Origin of the sequence: Corallococcus macrosporus DSM 14697 (genome assembly GCF_002305895.1) — a bacterium.
GTDB classification, from domain to species: domain Bacteria; phylum Myxococcota; class Myxococcia; order Myxococcales; family Myxococcaceae; genus Myxococcus; species Myxococcus macrosporus.
Genome location: NZ_CP022203.1, coordinates 6565524 through 6580889 on the forward strand (window position 1 = coordinate 6565524; position 15366 = coordinate 6580889).

The 15366-nt window shown below is 71.1% G+C and carries 13 protein-coding genes; 7 read left to right on the top strand and 6 right to left on the bottom strand.

Annotation, left to right across the window (positions count from 1 at the left end):
* Positions 1-127: 127 nt before the first annotated feature.
* The gene (locus MYMAC_RS26270) at positions 128-3397 is read right to left on the bottom strand and encodes a DEAD/DEAH box helicase (protein WP_420810016.1); all 3270 of its coding nucleotides are present in this window, start codon (positions 3395-3397) and stop codon (positions 128-130) included.
* A 344-nt stretch (positions 3398-3741) separates the two neighbouring features.
* Between MYMAC_RS26270 and MYMAC_RS26275 the strand changes: the two genes are divergently transcribed.
* The gene (locus MYMAC_RS26275) at positions 3742-4296 is read left to right on the top strand and encodes an adenine phosphoribosyltransferase (RefSeq protein ID WP_013941872.1); all 555 of its coding nucleotides are present in this window, start codon (positions 3742-3744) and stop codon (positions 4294-4296) included.
* Between the two features lie 66 nt (positions 4297-4362).
* Here MYMAC_RS26275 and MYMAC_RS26280 read toward each other — a convergent pair whose 3' ends face one another.
* A complete protein-coding gene (locus MYMAC_RS26280; protein ID WP_095960075.1) occupies positions 4363-4704 on the bottom strand; it encodes a hypothetical protein in 342 nt (113 codons plus the stop codon).
* A 187-nt stretch (positions 4705-4891) separates the two neighbouring features.
* Here MYMAC_RS26280 and MYMAC_RS26285 point away from each other — a divergent pair, with 187 nt between their 5' ends.
* Entirely contained in the window at positions 4892-5722 is an 831-nt protein-coding gene (locus MYMAC_RS26285; protein WP_095960076.1) for an alpha/beta fold hydrolase, read from the top strand.
* Between the two features lie 12 nt (positions 5723-5734).
* Here the strand turns inward: MYMAC_RS26285 and MYMAC_RS26290 are convergent, their stop codons facing one another.
* On the bottom strand, positions 5735-6202 hold the full coding sequence (locus MYMAC_RS26290) for a hypothetical protein (RefSeq protein WP_095960077.1): 468 nt from the start codon (positions 6200-6202) through the stop codon (positions 5735-5737).
* 507 nt (positions 6203-6709) lie between these two features.
* On the opposite strand from MYMAC_RS26290, the gene MYMAC_RS26295 reads away from it, so the two are divergent.
* From MYMAC_RS26295 to MYMAC_RS26310, 4 genes are read left to right on the top strand one after another with little or no spacing between them, the layout of a single operon-like run.
* Positions 6710-7321, top strand: coding sequence for a TetR/AcrR family transcriptional regulator (locus MYMAC_RS26295; protein WP_095960078.1), 612 nt, complete (start codon positions 6710-6712; stop codon positions 7319-7321).
* Positions 7318-8529: an MFS transporter gene (locus tag MYMAC_RS26300; protein WP_013941877.1), complete on the top strand. Its 1212-nt coding sequence runs from the start codon at positions 7318-7320 to the stop codon at positions 8527-8529. Before MYMAC_RS26295 ends, MYMAC_RS26300 begins: the two co-directional genes overlap by 4 nt.
* Entirely contained in the window at positions 8529-9026 is a 498-nt protein-coding gene (gene coaD / locus MYMAC_RS26305; protein WP_095960079.1) for a pantetheine-phosphate adenylyltransferase, read from the top strand. The genes MYMAC_RS26300 and coaD overlap by 1 nt, the downstream gene beginning before the upstream one ends.
* Complete coding sequence (locus MYMAC_RS26310; protein WP_095960080.1) at positions 9023-9769, top strand: MBL fold metallo-hydrolase; 747 nt, start codon at positions 9023-9025, stop codon at positions 9767-9769. The genes coaD and MYMAC_RS26310 overlap by 4 nt, the downstream gene beginning before the upstream one ends.
* A gap of 54 nt (positions 9770-9823) precedes the next feature.
* Here the strand turns inward: MYMAC_RS26310 and MYMAC_RS26315 are convergent, their stop codons facing one another.
* Positions 9824-11734: an alpha-amylase family glycosyl hydrolase gene (locus MYMAC_RS26315; protein WP_095960081.1), complete on the bottom strand. Its 1911-nt coding sequence runs from the start codon at positions 11732-11734 to the stop codon at positions 9824-9826.
* A gap of 244 nt (positions 11735-11978) precedes the next feature.
* On the opposite strand from MYMAC_RS26315, the gene MYMAC_RS26320 reads away from it, so the two are divergent.
* Entirely contained in the window at positions 11979-13592 is a 1614-nt protein-coding gene (locus MYMAC_RS26320) for a bifunctional metallophosphatase/5'-nucleotidase (RefSeq protein ID WP_013941881.1), read from the top strand.
* A gap of 87 nt (positions 13593-13679) precedes the next feature.
* Here the strand turns inward: MYMAC_RS26320 and MYMAC_RS26325 are convergent, their stop codons facing one another.
* Positions 13680-14456, bottom strand: a complete 777-nt coding sequence (locus tag MYMAC_RS26325; RefSeq protein ID WP_095960082.1) for a YdcF family protein — start codon at positions 14454-14456, stop codon at positions 13680-13682.
* Positions 14457-14471: 15 nt separating this feature from the next.
* Entirely contained in the window at positions 14472-15317 is an 846-nt protein-coding gene (locus MYMAC_RS26330; protein ID WP_013941883.1) for an NAD(+)/NADH kinase, read from the bottom strand.
* Positions 15318-15366 lie beyond the last annotated feature (49 nt).

Below are 15366 nucleotides of genomic sequence, written 5' to 3' on the forward strand. Positions count from 1 at the left end.
GTACGACGGCTCGGGTACCTGAACACCCTAGCAGGTCCGACTGACACTGCACAGGCGTTCGGGTTGAGCGCACGGATGGCGGGCGGGAGGGGAAGGGGCCTCGTCGGGCCCCCAACCTCCCAAGTCCTCAGATTTCCGTGAAAAGCTCCTGGATGTCCTGCTCCGTGAGCGTCCGGCCCAGCTCGTCGGTGTCTCCGCCCAGCACGCCAGCAGCCAGCTCCCGCTTGCGGCGCTGGAGGGCCAGGATCTTCTCCTCCACGGTGCCGCGGGTAATCAGCTTGTAGCTGATGACGGCGCGCGTCTGCCCGATGCGGTGCGTCCGGTCCGTGGCCTGGTCCTCCACGGCGGGGTTCCACCACGGGTCGAAGTGGATGACGTAGTCGGCCGCGGTGAGGTTCAAGCCGGTGCCGCCCGCCTTGAGGGAGATGAAGAAGAGCGGCGGGCCGTCCGGGTTGTTGTACTCGTCCACCTTCCCCATGCGGTCCTTGGTGCGGCCGTCCAGGTAGAGGTAGCGCAGGCCCTTCTTGTCCGCCTCCTGCTTCAGCAGCTCCAGCATCTCCGTGAACTGGCTGAACACGAGCGCGCGGTGGCCTTCCGCCACCAGGTCCTCCACCAACTGGAGGAAGCGCTCCACCTTCGCGCTGGGCGGCATCAGCGTGCCGGGCGGCAGCTTGAGCAGGCGCGGGTCGCAGCACACCTGACGCAGGCGCATCAGCGCGGCAAGAATCGACACGCGGCTGCGCTTGAAGCCGACCTTCTCGATGCTCTCGTGCACCTTGCGGCGGCTCTCGTCCAGCACCTCGCGGTAGAGCGCGGCCTGACCGGGCTCCATCTCGCACCAGGCGACGCTCTCCGTCTTCGGCGGCAGGTCCTTGGCCACCTCCGTCTTCAAGCGACGCAGGATGAAGGGCTGGATGCGGCGGCGCAGCCGGTCCTTCGCGGTGTTGTCGTTGGCCACCTGGATGGGCTGCTCGTAGCGGTCCCCGAAGCCATCCGCGCTGCCGAGGAAGCCCGGCATCAGGAAGTCGAAGATGCTCCAGAGCTCCGACAGGCGGTTCTCCAGGGGCGTACCGGTGAGCGCCAGCCGCGTCTCGCTGGGGAGCGCCTTGCACGCCTGCGCGGTGGCGCTGCCCGCGTTCTTGATGTTCTGCGCCTCGTCCAGAATGATGTAGCGGAAGCCCACCTGGGAGAGCTGGTCCAAGTCCCGGCGGACCAGCGCGTAGGACGTGAGGACCAGGTCCGTGTCCTTCAGGTCCTCGGCCCGCTCCTTGCGGTCCTGACCGTGCCACACCATCGTCTTGAGGCCCGGCGTGAAGCGCTCGGCCTCGCGCTCCCAGTTGGCCAGCACGCTGGTGGGCGCCACCACGAGCGACGGCTTGCGCCCCTCGTCGTTGGCCACCTTCTGCATCAGGCTGAGCGACTGGATGGTCTTCCCCAGACCCATGTCGTCCGCGAGGATGCCGGACAGGCCGTGGCGGCGCAGGAACCAGAGCCAGGACAGGCCCGCCTCCTGGTAGTGGCGCAGCGTGGCCTGGAGTCCGTCGGGGACGCCCACCTTCGGCACGCCCGCCGTCTCGCGCAGCTCCATCATCGCCTGGCGCGCCTTGGCCTCCACCTCGGTGAACTCACCCAGGTCCGCCAGCAGGTCCAACGCAACGGCCTGGTGCAGCGGCAGCCGCGTGCGCGAGCGGCCCGGCAACGCGCCGGCCTCTTCCAGCAGGTCCGCCACGCGCTTGATTTCGACGGGGTCCGCCTCCGCGAACGTCCCGTCCTTCAGGGGGACGAAGCGGCGGCCGGAGTCCAGCCACATGCGCACCGCGCCCAGGTCCACGGCCTGGTCATCGGTGATGAACTCGGCGTCCAGGTCGAACCACTGCACGCCGCTCATGCCCACGCGGATGCGCGGCTTGAGCTTGGGACGCAGGCGCACCTTGGGGGCCTGCACGCCATAGCGCTCCCACTCCTCGGGCAGCGAGGCCAGCCCCCGGGCCCAGAACTCCAGGGCCGTATCGCTCGAGGCCTCGAAGGTCTGCCCCTGCGGCTCGAAGCGCAGGCCCAGGTCCAGCAGCAGCTTGCCCGCGCCGCGCTCCAGCTCCTCGCGCCGGCGGTACAGCTTGCGGCTGTCCCCCCCCACGCCGCTGGCGTAGCCCAGGTGCGTAGCCGTGGGAGACACCGGCACCGTCGTCTGGCCGTACCTGGCGGCGAGCTGCACCTTCACGCGCTCGGGGTTGCCCTCCAGCGTGAGCATGAAGCGCGGCTCCACGGCCTCGTCCACGTCGATGTCGTCCGCCTTCAGCGCCATGCGGAAGCGCGGCAGGTGGGCGGCGAAGAAGGTCAGCACCCGGTCGAGCTGCCCCGTGGGGAAGGACATGCTCGGCTCGAGCAGCCACTTGCGCAGCAGGCGCGGCGGGAAGTCCGGCTCCACCGGGTGCAGGTTCTGCGCCTGGATGACCCAGGTGCGCCGGCCCGACAGGAGGATGACGTCCTTGAGCGCGTAGCTCGCGTTGTCCGGGAAGAGCAGCTCGATGCGCGCGGTGGCGCCGTCCGGGCGGGACTCCAGATGAATCTGGGGCCGCACCGGCACCTCGGTGTTGATGAGCGCCGTGCCACGGTAGATGACGCGGCGGTGGCGCAGGAGCTCCAGCGCCTCGCTCAGCTCCTCGTCGGACAGGACGAGGCGTGAGTCGTAGCGGTGCTCATGGCGCGACAGCAGCATGAAGACGCGCTCGTCGGCCGGGGAGATGCGCCCCCCGGTCTGCAGCAGGCGCTTGACGTGGATGGGGCCCTTCGTCTGCGCGTCCTGCCGACGCACGTCGACAATCCACTGCCGGATGCTCCCGTTCCCCGTGCTGGCGGCCGTCAACCGGTAGAAGAATTCGTAGTCGGGCTGAGAAGACAGACCGAGCCAGCTCTCCACCTTGGCCAGGGCCGGGAGGCTGACCGGGTCGCCGCTCGACGACACCGGCTCCACATGGGGCTCGTCGTCGGCGACGGGCTCCTTCGAGCCGGGCGCGGCGGCGACGGGCTCCGCGGCGGGGGCCGGACGGGGCGCCGGCGGGCCCGGCGGACGGAAGCGCGCGGCGTAGATGAGCGCCGCGGCCACCACGTGCTTGCAGTGGGGGCCCTGGACGTTCCATGACGCGCACGTACACGTCGACGTGGCTCGGCCGTTCCCCAGGTGCAGGGCCGTCTGATACCGCTCACCGGACGAACCGGCGACCTGGGCGCTGATGCGGTCCCCTTCACGGTTGAGGCCGAAGACGCGGCGTGACTCCGCCACCTCTCGCCCCTGCTTGAAGGTCGTGGGTTGGACTTCGGCCTTCAGGGCACGGAGCCACTGGGTGTCCTGAGGCGGGAGGATCTCTCGAATATCGGCGGTGGATTGCACGGCTGGCACAGGCCCCAGGCTCCAAATCGCCGGGGAACCCGTTGAACTACCACAGCAACGAGGCTCCCGGTCGCGGGAAAAATCAATGCGTCCGCCAGCAGAACCCGCCGCTGGCATCAAGCTGTGAGAGCATCAACCCCCGCCATGGCCCGGACCGTCCGCTTTCGCGTCTCCGAACCCCGCCTGCTCCTCGGGAGGACAGCCTGTCCGGCGGGGCCTCCGGGTGGCGGTTGCCCCCGGCGGCCGGAGGGACGTCGCCGCCGCGACAAAGCAGGCAGCGGGCCAGGCCCCAGGCCACCTGTCCCTCCCCTCCAGAAGCCCCTGGCCCTTCCTCCACCTCCGGAGCGCCGCCCATGAATGCACCTGTCCCGAGTCTGACCGACACCACCCTCGTCGAGGACCTGAAGGCCCGGCTCCGCGACGTGCCGGACTTCCCCAAGCCCGGCATCGTCTTCAAGGACATCACCCCCGTGCTGGCGGACCCCCGCCTCTTCGGCCGGGTCATCACCGCCATGTCGGCGCCCTTCAGGGGGCAGCACGTGACGAAGGTGGTGGGCGTGGAGGCCCGGGGCTTCCTGCTGGGCGCCCCCATGGCCCTGGCGCTCAACGCGGGCTTCGTGCCCGCGCGCAAGCCCGGGAAGCTGCCGCACCGCTCGGTGGTGGAGCGCTACTCGCTGGAGTACGGCTCCGACGGCGTGGAGATGCACGAGGACGCCATCCTCCAGGGGGAGCGCGTGCTCATCGTGGATGACGTGCTGGCCACGGGAGGCACGGCGGAGGCCACCGCGAAGCTGGTGTCCCGGCTCGGCGGCGAGCTGGTGGGCTTCAGCTTCCTCCTCAGCCTGGACTTCCTCGAAGGCCCCAACCGCCTGGGCCGCGAGCGGGTGACGACGCTGCTGACCTTCTGAGCGGCGCGCGCTCGAGACAACGAAGCGCTCCGGAGACCTCCACCGGAGCGCGACGCGGCGCGGGGGCTACGGCACGGGCGGGGGGATGAGCGGCGTGCAGCCCAGGTACGCCGGCATGCAGTACGGGAGGTTCGGCCCGGGGCAGCACACCTGCGAGCTCCCACACGTCCCGCTCGAGGAGCACTTGGGGCGGCAGGGCGCCGAGGTCTGGTTCCGGTATTCATAGACGCAGGTGCCGCCGTTGCCACAGAGAGAACCCGAGGGTGCCCCCGGCAGACACAGGCTGATGGCGCGCTCCTGAACGCCCAGGTCCTCGGAAACAGCGGCCTCCAGCTCCGTCCCGCCGCAGCCCGCGAGCAGCACGGCGACCGCCAGCACACAGCTTCCCATCAGCGACTTCAGTGGCATGTGAGTGTCTCCTGTCCTGGGGGAATCCCAGCGAACACACTCAGCATATCAAGCGAAACATGAATTAATTGAGAGCGGGGCTCCTCGCCCTGACGGTACGGCCCCTGCCGTGTTGCCTGCTGACATGCGGGCCGGGCCTGCGCACCCTCCGACGAGAACCAACCAACGCTTCCACGGAGGGGACGACATGCCGGAAGTACACACCCGCGGCGGCGCCCGCATCCGCTACGACGACGTGGGCCAGGGCGAGCCCGCACTCCTTTTTCTCCCCGGCTGGTGCACCACCCGGGCGAGCTTCCAGAAGCTGCTTCCCCGCTGCTCCGCCTTCCGGCGCGTCCTGTCCGTGGACCTCCGGGGACACGGCGAGTCCGAAGGCGGTGGCTCCGACTTCGACAGCACCGCGGTGCTGGAGGACCTGATTGCGGTCGTCGAGGCCAGCGGCGCCCGGCACATCGTCCCCGTGGCCATGTCCCACGCGGGCTGGTGGGCGTTGGACCTGCGTCGGGCGCTGGGCCCCGCGCGCGTGCCGCGGATGGTCCTCCTGGACTGGATTGCCACCGAGCCCACGCCCACCTTCCTTCATGCGGTGCGCGGGCTCCAGACGGAGCGCTGGAGCGAGGTGCGGGACACCCTGCTTCAAGGGTGGCTGAAGGGGCTCGACGACGCCTCCATCCGCCGCTTCGTGCGCGATGACATGGGCGCGTTCGACGAAGCCATGTGGGCCCGCGCCGGACGTGAGATTGAGGCGGCCTACGCCCGCGAGGGCTCACCGCTGCACGCCCTGGCCGCGCTGGAGCCCATGCCGCTCACGATGCACCTGTACGCGCGGCCCGAGTCACACGACTACCTGGCGGCGCAGGTGGACTTCGGCGTGGAGCACCCGGGCTTCCATGTGCTGAAGCTCCCCGCCACCAGCCACTTCCCCGCGCTGGAGGTGCCGGACATGGTGGCGGCGGGCATCGAGGCGCTCGTCTCCGCGCGGGAGGTCCCCATTCACGCGGGCGCCGTTCCGGCCTGAGACGGCGCTGGGCTACCGCAGCCCCAGGGCTTCCTTCATGCCATCGGTGCGCTCCCGGGCGCGCCGCATGGCGATGCGGTTGAGCGCCGGGTCCGCGGGCATCGGCATCCACGCCAGATACCGGGCGCCCTGGCCGCCTTCCTTGAACTGCCCGCTCGCGACGACCATCGTCCGGTCCTGGAAGGCCTCCTCCCAGGGGGCGCACCCCGACATGGAGAACGTCTTCACGGTGTCGTCCGTCGCCCGCGTCCAGGCGATGCAGGGGTATTCGGAGCAGTCCAACGCCACCACGTCGAGCCCCATGCCGCATTCGCTGGCGGCGCGGAAGGCCACGCGCTCGAAGCCCTTGGGCGTGAAGGGCTCCGGCAGCTCCGGCGTGAAGGCGAGGGGCAGCTCGTCGGGCGCGGCGGCCGGCGCTGGCTCGCTTGTGGGGGGTGGCTCCGCCGGCACGTCGAGAGGCGCCGGGAGCCGGCGGAGCACGGTGGCTTCAGCCGGAGCCGCTGTCACCGGAGGTGGCCGCGTTGGCGCAGCGGCGGGAGGAGGCGCGGCGCGCGGTTCGGGCGGAGTGGCTGCGACAGCGGGAGGCGGGACGGCGCCCTCCCCTGACGGGACCTGCGAAGGCCCTGAATCGCCGCTGAACCAGACCCCGGCGGAAAAGGCCAGGGCCACGACGAGCCCCAGGAGCGCGAAACGAAGCAGCTTCATGACCACACCTCACTCATCGAGGATGAACTTCACGGGGTGCCCCGCCGCGCCGAAGTAGCCCGCGGGCACGCCATTGCCGGGCCCAGGTGGCTCCCGGCGCGCCCAGGTAAAGTCCCAACAGGAGTCCAGCCCCCACCACGGCTCGGCGGCGCGCGATTCGTGTCATGCGCGCCACGCTAGCAGCGCCCCGGCCCCCTTCCACATCCAGGCCTGGGCGCCCGTGCGATTGACGCCGGGGCCGCCCCTGTTTATAAGTTGGTCAAACAACCAATAAACACGCCCATGCCCCGTCCATCCAACACCGAGGAGCGCCGTCAGCAGATTGTCGCGGGCCTGCTGAAGGTCATGTCGGAGCGCGGCTACGAGCGCGCCTCCGTGGGCGAAATCGCGAAGGCGGCGGGGTTGAGCCCGGGGCTGGTGCACTACCACTTCAGTGGCAAGCAGGAGATTCTCCTCACGCTGGTGGAGCAGCTCGCGGCGCGGGCGCGCCAGCGGGTGGCGGCGCGGCTCGACCGGGTGAAGGGCGAGGACGCCGCCCGGGCCCGGGTCGACGCGTTCGTGGAAGCCTTCCTCGCCACGGGTGATGACGCGGCCCCGGCGGCCGTCTCAAGCTGGGTCACCATCAGCGCGGAGGCCATCCGCCAGCCCGAGGTCCAGGCCATCTACGAGCAGGTGGTGCGCGCCGACCTGGAGCACCTGACGTCGCTCGTCGCCGCCGTGGTGGGAAAGCGCAGGGCGCCCTCGCTGGCGGCCGGCCTGTTCGCCGCCGTGCAGGGCTACTTCGTGCTCTCCGCCAGCGTCCCGGGGCTCGTTCCCCCGGGCTCCGCCGCCAGCACGGTGAAGCGCATGGCCGCGGGGCTGCTGGCGCCGGCCAGCGCGAAGGAGGACGCATGAAGACGGCCGCCAAGCTGGGGCTGCTCTCCAGCCTCTACCTGTCGCAAGGGCTCCCCTTCGGCTTCTTCACCCAGGCCCTGCCGGTGCTGCTGCGCCACCAGGGCCTGTCCCTGCCCTCCATCGGCCTGGCCCACCTGCTGGCGCTGCCCTGGGCGCTCAAGTTCCTCTGGGCGCCGCCCATGGACCGGCATGGCTCGGCGAGGTGGGGGCGGCGGCGCGGCTACATCCTGCCGCTCCAGTGCCTGTCCTCGGGGCTCCTGCTCGCGCTCGCGTTGCCGGAGGGTGGCCTGGACACGCGGCTGCTCATGGCCGCGGTGCTGGGCGTCAACCTCCTGGCCGCCACGCAGGACGTGGCCACGGACGGCCTGGCCGTGGACCTGCTCTCGCCGGCCGAGCGCGGCTGGGGCAACGGCGTCCAGGTGGCGGCCTACCGCGTCGGGATGATTCTGGGCGGCGGGGTGATGCTCGCCGTCTTCGACGCGGTGGGCTGGCGCCCCACCTTCCTCGCGCTGGGCGCGCTGCTGCTCGTGGCCACCGTGCCCATCGCCCTCTACCGCGAGCCGCCCACCGCGCCGCCGCTCGCGCAGAGCCTGGGCCTGCGGTGGTGGCTGACGCGCCCGGGGGCCGGCGCGTGGCTCACGCTGCTCGTCGCCTACAAGGCGGGCGAAGCCCTGGCCACCGGCATGCTCCGCACCTTCCTGGTCGACGCGGGGCTGTCGCTGACGTCCATCGGCTGGATGCTGGGCGGCGTGGGCTTCACCGCGGGGCTCGTGGGCGCGCTGCTGGGGGGCGGCCTGGTGGTGCGGCTCGGAAGGCGGCGGGCGCTGCTCGTCTTCGGCGGACTCCAGGCTGGCGCGGTGCTGCTCTACGCCCTGGCGGCGAAGGGCCCCGCCTCCCTGCCCCTGCTCACCTTCGTCTGCGGGGTGGAGCACGTGGCCAGCGGCATGGCCACCGCGGCCGTCTTCACCGCGATGATGGACGCCTGCCGCCCGGGCCACGCCGCCACGGACTACACCGTGCAGGCCTCCCTGGTGGTGCTGGCCACGGGCGCCGCGGCGGCGCTGAGCGGCTTCAGCGCCCAGGCGTTGGGCTACGCCGGCCACTTCACGCTGGCCGCCGCCCTGTGCGCGGCGGGCACGCTGTACGCCGCCCTCACCTTCCACCCGCCCCGGAGCCCGAGCTCCGAGGCCGCTCCCGAGGTGTCGTGATGACCATCGCCGTCTACGCCGGCAGCTTCGACCCCGTCACGGCCGGCCACATGTCCGTCGTCCGTCAGGCGGCCCGCCTCTTCGGCCACGTCGTCGTGGTGGTGGCCGTCAACCCGGACAAGCAGAGCCTGCTGTCCGCCGATGAGCGCGTGGCCCTCCTGCGCGAGGCCGTGGCGCACCACCCCAACGTCACCGTGGCGCGCACGCAGGGGCTCATCGTCGACTTCGCGCGGGACATTGGCGCCAGCGTCCTGCTGCGCGGGGTGCGCGGCGCCACGGACGCCCAGTTCGAGACGACGCTGGCGCAGAACAACCGCGTGCTGGCCCCTGAACTGTCCACCCTCTTCCTCCCCGCCGAGGCCCACCTGGCCGAGGTGAGCAGCAGCGGACTCAAGGCCCGCGTGGCGCGCGGCGAGGACGTTTCCGCCTTCTGTCCGCCGGCCGTCGCGGCGAAGCTGCGGGAGCGACTCGCCCCTTCACTCCGGAGCCAACCTTGAGCCTGTCCTTCATCACCCTTGGCATCGGCGACGCCTTCTCCGCCCTGCGCTACTCGTCCTGCCTCGCCGTGGAGGCGGAGGACCAGGTGCTGCTGGTGGACTGCCCGCACCCCATCCGGAAGATGATGCGCGAGGCGTCCGAGTCCGCCGGCGTGCCCCTGGACGCGGACCGCGTCAGCGCCGTGGCCCTCACCCACCTGCACGCGGACCACGCGTCGGGCCTGGAGAGCCTGGGCTACTTCTCCTTCTTCGTGCTGCAGCGGAAGCTGGAGGTGCTGGCCCACCCCGCCGTCGCGGACCGGCTCTGGGAAGGCAGCCTGGCCGCGGGCATGGAGTGCCTCATCGAGAAGCGCGGGGAGCCGCCCCATGCCAGGCACTTCGAGGACTACTTCGAGCACACGCCGCTCTCCACCGAGTCCACCGTGCGCCACGGGCCCTTCCTCATCGAGAGCCGGATGACGTACCACCACGTGCCCACCACCGCGCTGCGCATCCACGCGGGGGGCCGCTGCCTGGGGTACAGCGCGGACACCGCCTATGACGAGGGCCTCATCGACTGGCTGTCGAAGGCCGACCTCATCATCCACGAGACGAACTACGGCGTGCACACGCCCTACGAGAAGCTGGCGGCGCTGCCTGCCGAGCTGCGCGCCCGGATGCGGCTCATCCACTACCCGGATGACTTCGACACCGGCGCGAGCGTCATCGAGCCGCTCGCGCAGGGCCGGCGCTACAACGTCTGAGGCACGAGCGGGCGCCCGGTGGATGCAGCCCCGGGCGCCCGGCGCCGTCAGGCGCTACTGCGAGAAGATGACCAGCGAGTAGGGCCCGATGGCGAACGAGGCGTTGTGCCCCATGCCATCCTTGGCGCCGCTGTAGGCCACGGTGTTGACGGTCGCCGTGTTGCCGAAGTCGCTGGAGTACACGTTCGCGTCGCTGTTGAAGCGCGCGTACCAGGTGCCCGCGCGCGGGAACCCGATGTTGTAGCTGGGGAAGTACGTGCCGCTGAAGTTGGCGACGATGACGACGTCATCCCCGGGCCCGCCGTTCTCCCAGCGGTGGTACGCAATCACCTTGCCGGTGTTGTTCACGTGGTGGACGTTGACGTTGCCACCGCGCAGGCCGCGCGTGTTGTTGAACCAGTTGCGGCGGTAGCGGATGAGGTCGCGGTACAGCGTCCGGATGCCGCCGTAGGTGCTGTTCTTGCCCCAGTCCACCGGGTCCGTGTCCTGGAAGTAGCCGTCCTCGAGGAACTCCTGGCCCTGGAAGATCATGGGGATGCCGGGCGAGGTGAAGACGACGCCCGCCGCCAGCGTGGAGCGCTTCTTGGCCGCCCAGCTCCCCGCGTTGCCCGGCCAGATCTCCTCCGGCACGCGCGCCTTGCCGTTGGCCACTTCGTCGTGGCTCTCCGAGTAGATGACGCGCGCCGTGTGCCGCCCGCTGTAGCGCTGGGTGATGGCGCTGCGCACCGCGTTCATGTCACGGCTGCCGTCGTTCTGCGCGATGACGGCCGCGCGGATGGCGTGCACGAAGTCGCCGCCCCACTGCGAGTCGAAGTCCGCGCCGCCCGCGGTGTCGGACGAGGAGCCGTTGGTGATGGAGTCGCCGCCGCCGAAGTCCTCCGCGATGCTGATCTTCCAGGGCTGCGTGGCGTTGATTTCGCGGTTGATGGAGCGGAACACGCGCCACGCGTCGGGGATGGCGGTGGCGTCGCTGCCATTCTGCGTGCGCATGTACTTGGTGGCGTCCCAGCGCAGGCCGTCACCGCGGAAGTTGTGGAGCAGGTTCATCATGGAGTCGCGGATGTACGCGCGAACCTCGGGGCGGCCGTAGTCCGGACGCGTGTCACCCCACGGCGTGCTCTTGCGCCAGTCGTTGTAGAAGTACTCGCCGCCGGAGCCCAGGCAGTCGCCGCTGTAGCACCACATGGGCAGGTCGCTGGGGCCGTAGTGGTTGTGCACCACGTCGAAGATGACGCCGATGCCACGCATGTGCGCCTCGTCCACGAAGCGCTTCATGTCGTTGGGGTGGCCGTAGGCGCTCTCCGGCGCGAACGGGAAGGCCGCGTTGTAGCCCCAGGAGAAGTCACCCGCGAACTCGTACGCGGGCATGACCTTGACCATGTTCGCGCCCAGGTCACGGACGTGGTCGAGCTTGGAGATCGCGCTGTTCCAGTTGCCAGGGCCCCAGCCGGGCGAGTCATGGAACGTGCCGACGTGCAGCTCGTAGATGACCATCTCGTTGAACGCGGGCGTGCTGAACTGCTGCGCGTTCCACCAGTACTCGCCGTGGTCGTAGATGATGCTGGAGCCGGTGGAGTTCTCCTGCCACGCCGAGCGGGGGTCCGCCCGCCACGCGTCGCTGCCCCACTGGTTGCGGGTGATGAACTTGTACTTCTGGCCCTTCACCGCGCCCGGGACGTCTCCGGAGAAGTTGCCGTTGAACTCGTTGCCCAGCTCAATCCAGGTGCCCCAGCCGTTGAAGTCGCCGGAGACGAACACCCGGCTCGCCATGGGCGCCCAGGTTCGGAACGTGACACCGCCGTTGTAGAGGGTGGCGCCCATGCCCGGCCGCGTGGACGAGCTGAGCTGCTGGCTGATGACCGCCGTCTCTTCCGTGGAACCTTGCTGCCCTTCGAGCGCGGACTCCCCGCAGCCGGCAATCACACCGGCCACCAGGAGCGCACTCCACCTGTTGCTGTGCCTCATGGATGACAACCTCCCTTGGTCTGGGAGCGTCCTAGCAACCGGCGTGAATCCCGCGCAAACGGCTCTGCACGAAATCTGTAACTTTCCACCAAACCGGGTCGCACCAGAGGTCTCAGCCGGCACACCTGCCCCCCGCGTGTGACACGGCGCGTGAAGCCCCCGGCGCTCGCCATCGCCGCCTGAGTGCGATAGGCCCCACACGTTGCGCCCCACCCAGGGAGCGCGCTGGGGAGAGCGACGCACGATGAAGAAGAAGACAGCGCTGGCCCGACGTGAGGCCCTGCTCGCGTTGGCCGCGGCCCTTGCCGGCGGATGCGCCGCGAGCGCGCCAACCCCCACGCCAGCGCCGCCCTCTGGCACGGTGCGCCTGACGCTGCTGCACCTGGCGGACGTCTACCAGGTCCAGGCCGTCGAGGACGGCCAGCGGGGCGGCATGGCGCGCGCCGCGACGCTGCGCAAGCAGGTCCTCCGCGAGACACCGCACGTCCTGACGTTGATGGGGGGTGACACGCTGTCGCCGTCCGTGGAGTCGCTGGTGGAGGTGGACGGCAAGCCGCTCAAGGGGCGGCACATGGTGGACGCGTGGAATGCGTTCGGCCTGGACTACGCGGTGCTGGGCAACCACGAGTTCGACTTCGGCGACGACGTGCTGCGCGAGCGCATCCGCGAGTCGCGCTTCACGTGGCTCGGGGCCAACGTGCGGGACGGAAAGAGCGGAGCGCTCTTCGCGGGGGTGCAGGCCACCGCCGTGCGCGAGCTGGGCGGCATCAAGCTGGGCCTCTTCGGCGTGGTGCTTCAGGAGACGAAGGCCACCACCAAGGCGGGCAAGGACACGCACTTCGGGGACGTCTGCGAGGCGGCGCGGGGCGCGGTGGCGAAGCTGCGCGAGCAAGGCGCCCAGGTCGTGGTGGCCCTCACCCACCTGACGGCGGACCAGGACCGGGCGCTCACCCGCTGCGTCCACGTGGACGCGGTGCTCGGGGGGCATGACCACGAGGCGCTGGAGGACCGCGGCACGGGCACGCCCATCTTCAAGGTGGCGGCGGACGCGGTGGACCTGGGCCGGCTCACGCTGGACGTGGACGCGGCGACGGCCACCGTGCGGCAGGTGACGTGGCAGACGCTGCCGGTGACGCGGCAGGTGCCGGAGGACGCGGCCTTCGTCGCGGCGATGCAGCCCTATGCGACGCTGTTCAGCCGCCTGTCGGAGCGCGTGGGCCGCACCCCGGTGGCGCTGGACGCGCGGGCCTCGCAGGTTCGCACGCAGGAGACGAACCTGGGCTCGTTCGTCGCGGACGCCTTCCGCGCGGCGGCGGGGGCGGACGTGGCGCTGGTCAACGGGGGCGCCCTGCGCGCGGACACGGTGCTGCCCGCGGGCGGCGTGACGCGGAGGGACCTGCACGCCATCCTCCCCTACACGGACGAGCTGGTGGTGCTGGAGGTGAAGGGGGACACGCTGCGCGCGGCGCTGGAGAACGGCGTCAGCCTCAGCCGGGAGGACTCACGGCCGGGCCGCTTCCCGCAGGTGTCGGGGATGGCGTTCACCTTCGACGCGGACCGGCCCGTGGGGCAGCGGGTGCTGGGCGTGAAGGTGGGCGGCAAGCCGCTGGACGCTGCGGCCACGTACCGGCTGGCCACGCTGAGCTTCCTCGCCAGCGGCAAGGACGGCTACGACATGCTGAAGAACCAGCCGTCCACGCCGGCCCGGGCGGATGGCAACTCGCCGCTGGACGTGCTGGCCGAGGCGTTCCGCACCGGCACGCCCTCGCCCCACGCCCAGGCGGAGGGCCGCATCTCCCGGCTCGGCAGCGGCGCCCTGTCACCGGACGCGCGGCAGCCACCCGCGCCGCTGAAGTAGGGCCGCGCCCCCCGCCTCACGGCCCTGCCCGGCTGCCCGAGCCAGCCGCCCCGCCGCGCGAGCAGGCGCCGGGCGGGGCGCCTCCGCTCACGGCACCGTCCAGCCTCGCGCGCGGTACACCACCCGCCCCGCCAGCTCGCGCAGGGCGTCAGTGCTCACGTTGAGCGCTCCCGACCTCGGCAGCCAGCTCATGCGCCGCAGCGGCGTCCTGGACGCCCGCGAATCCACGGGCAGCAGGTCCGGACGCAGCCCCACCGCCGCGAAGCAGCCCGCCGCCCGCGGCATGTGCGCGGCGCTCGTCACCAGCAGCAGCGACTTCCAGCCGCGCGCCTGGATGATGCGCGCGGACTCCAGCGCGTTCTCCCGGGTGTTGCGGCTGCGCCCCTCCAGGACGATGCGCTCGGCCGGAACGCCCCACCGCTGGAGCTGCCGGGACAGCACGTCGGCCTCCACCACCGCCTCGGGCCTGGGGTCCAACGAACCGCCCGAGATGAGCACCTGCCGCGCCCGGCCCTCGCGCAGCAGCTCGAAGCCCCGCAGCACCCGCTCCGCCGCGGCGTTGTACTCCGGTACGCCGGTCCGCTCCGTGGCCGCGGGGTCCAGGCCTCCGCCCAGGACGATGACGGCGTCATACGTGACGCCCGGCTGGAAGCTCCGCACCGCCCCCGCCTCCGTCGCCCGCATCAGCCCCATGGCCACCGGCTCGATGGAGAAGGCGTACAGCACCACCCCACCCAGCGCGCTCAGCGCCCGCGACAGCCGCTCACGTCGGCGCCGCAGCGCCCACGCCGCCAGCCACAGCAGCAGCGCCCAGGAGAGCGGCGCCAGCAGCAGGTCCAGCACCTTCGACAGGAACAGGAACACGGCGCCCGGCGCCCCTCAGCGCTCGCCCCAGTGGAGCTTCTGCCGGAGGATGGAGAAGTAGGCCACCTTCGGGTTGCGCACCAGGTTCACCCGGTTGGGCGAGCGCACCACCTCGATGCAGTCCCCGCCCTGCAGCCCGTGGCCCGTCTGCCCGTCGATGGTCAGGTACGTGTCCGCCGTCTCACTGCGCAGCGTCACCCGGATGGTCCGGTCCGCGGGCACCACGATGGAGCGCTGCGTGAGCGCGTGCGAACAGATGGGCGACAGCACCGTGCAGTCCACGGACGGGTGGACGATGGGCCCGCCCGCCGACAGCGAGTACGCCGTGGAGCCGGTGGGCGTGGCCAGGATGACGCCGTCGGACTTGTAGGTCGTAATCGGCACCCCGTCGATGGCCGTCTCGTGGTCCGCGATGCGCGCCAGCGCGCCCTTGTTGATGACCACGTCGTTGAGGACCTCGTCCTCGATGAGCACCCGGCCCCCGCGCAGCAGGCGGCAGGTCAGCTTCATCCGCGAGTCCACCTGGAAGCGCCCCGCGAGCACCTGCTCCAGCATGGGGTACAGCTCTTCCACCGGGACTTCCGTCATGAAGCCCAGGCTGCCCAGGTTGACGCCCAGAATCGGAACCCCGCGGCCGCCCAGCAGGCGCGCCGCGTAGATGAGCGTGCCGTCACCGCCCAGCACCACCATCAGGTCCGCCCGGGTCACCAGCTCCCGGTCATCCACCCGCGGCCAGCCCAGCGCATGGGCCAACGTGCGGTCGGCCAGCACCGAGAGGTGGGGGTACCGCTCACGGATTTGAGCCGCGAGCGCTACCGCCTCGGGCTTGTCCCTCTTCGCGACGATTGCCAGGGTCTGCACGCAACCCCGCCTTCTAGTCCAGGAGGGCCCCGGGCGCGCATGGGAAATG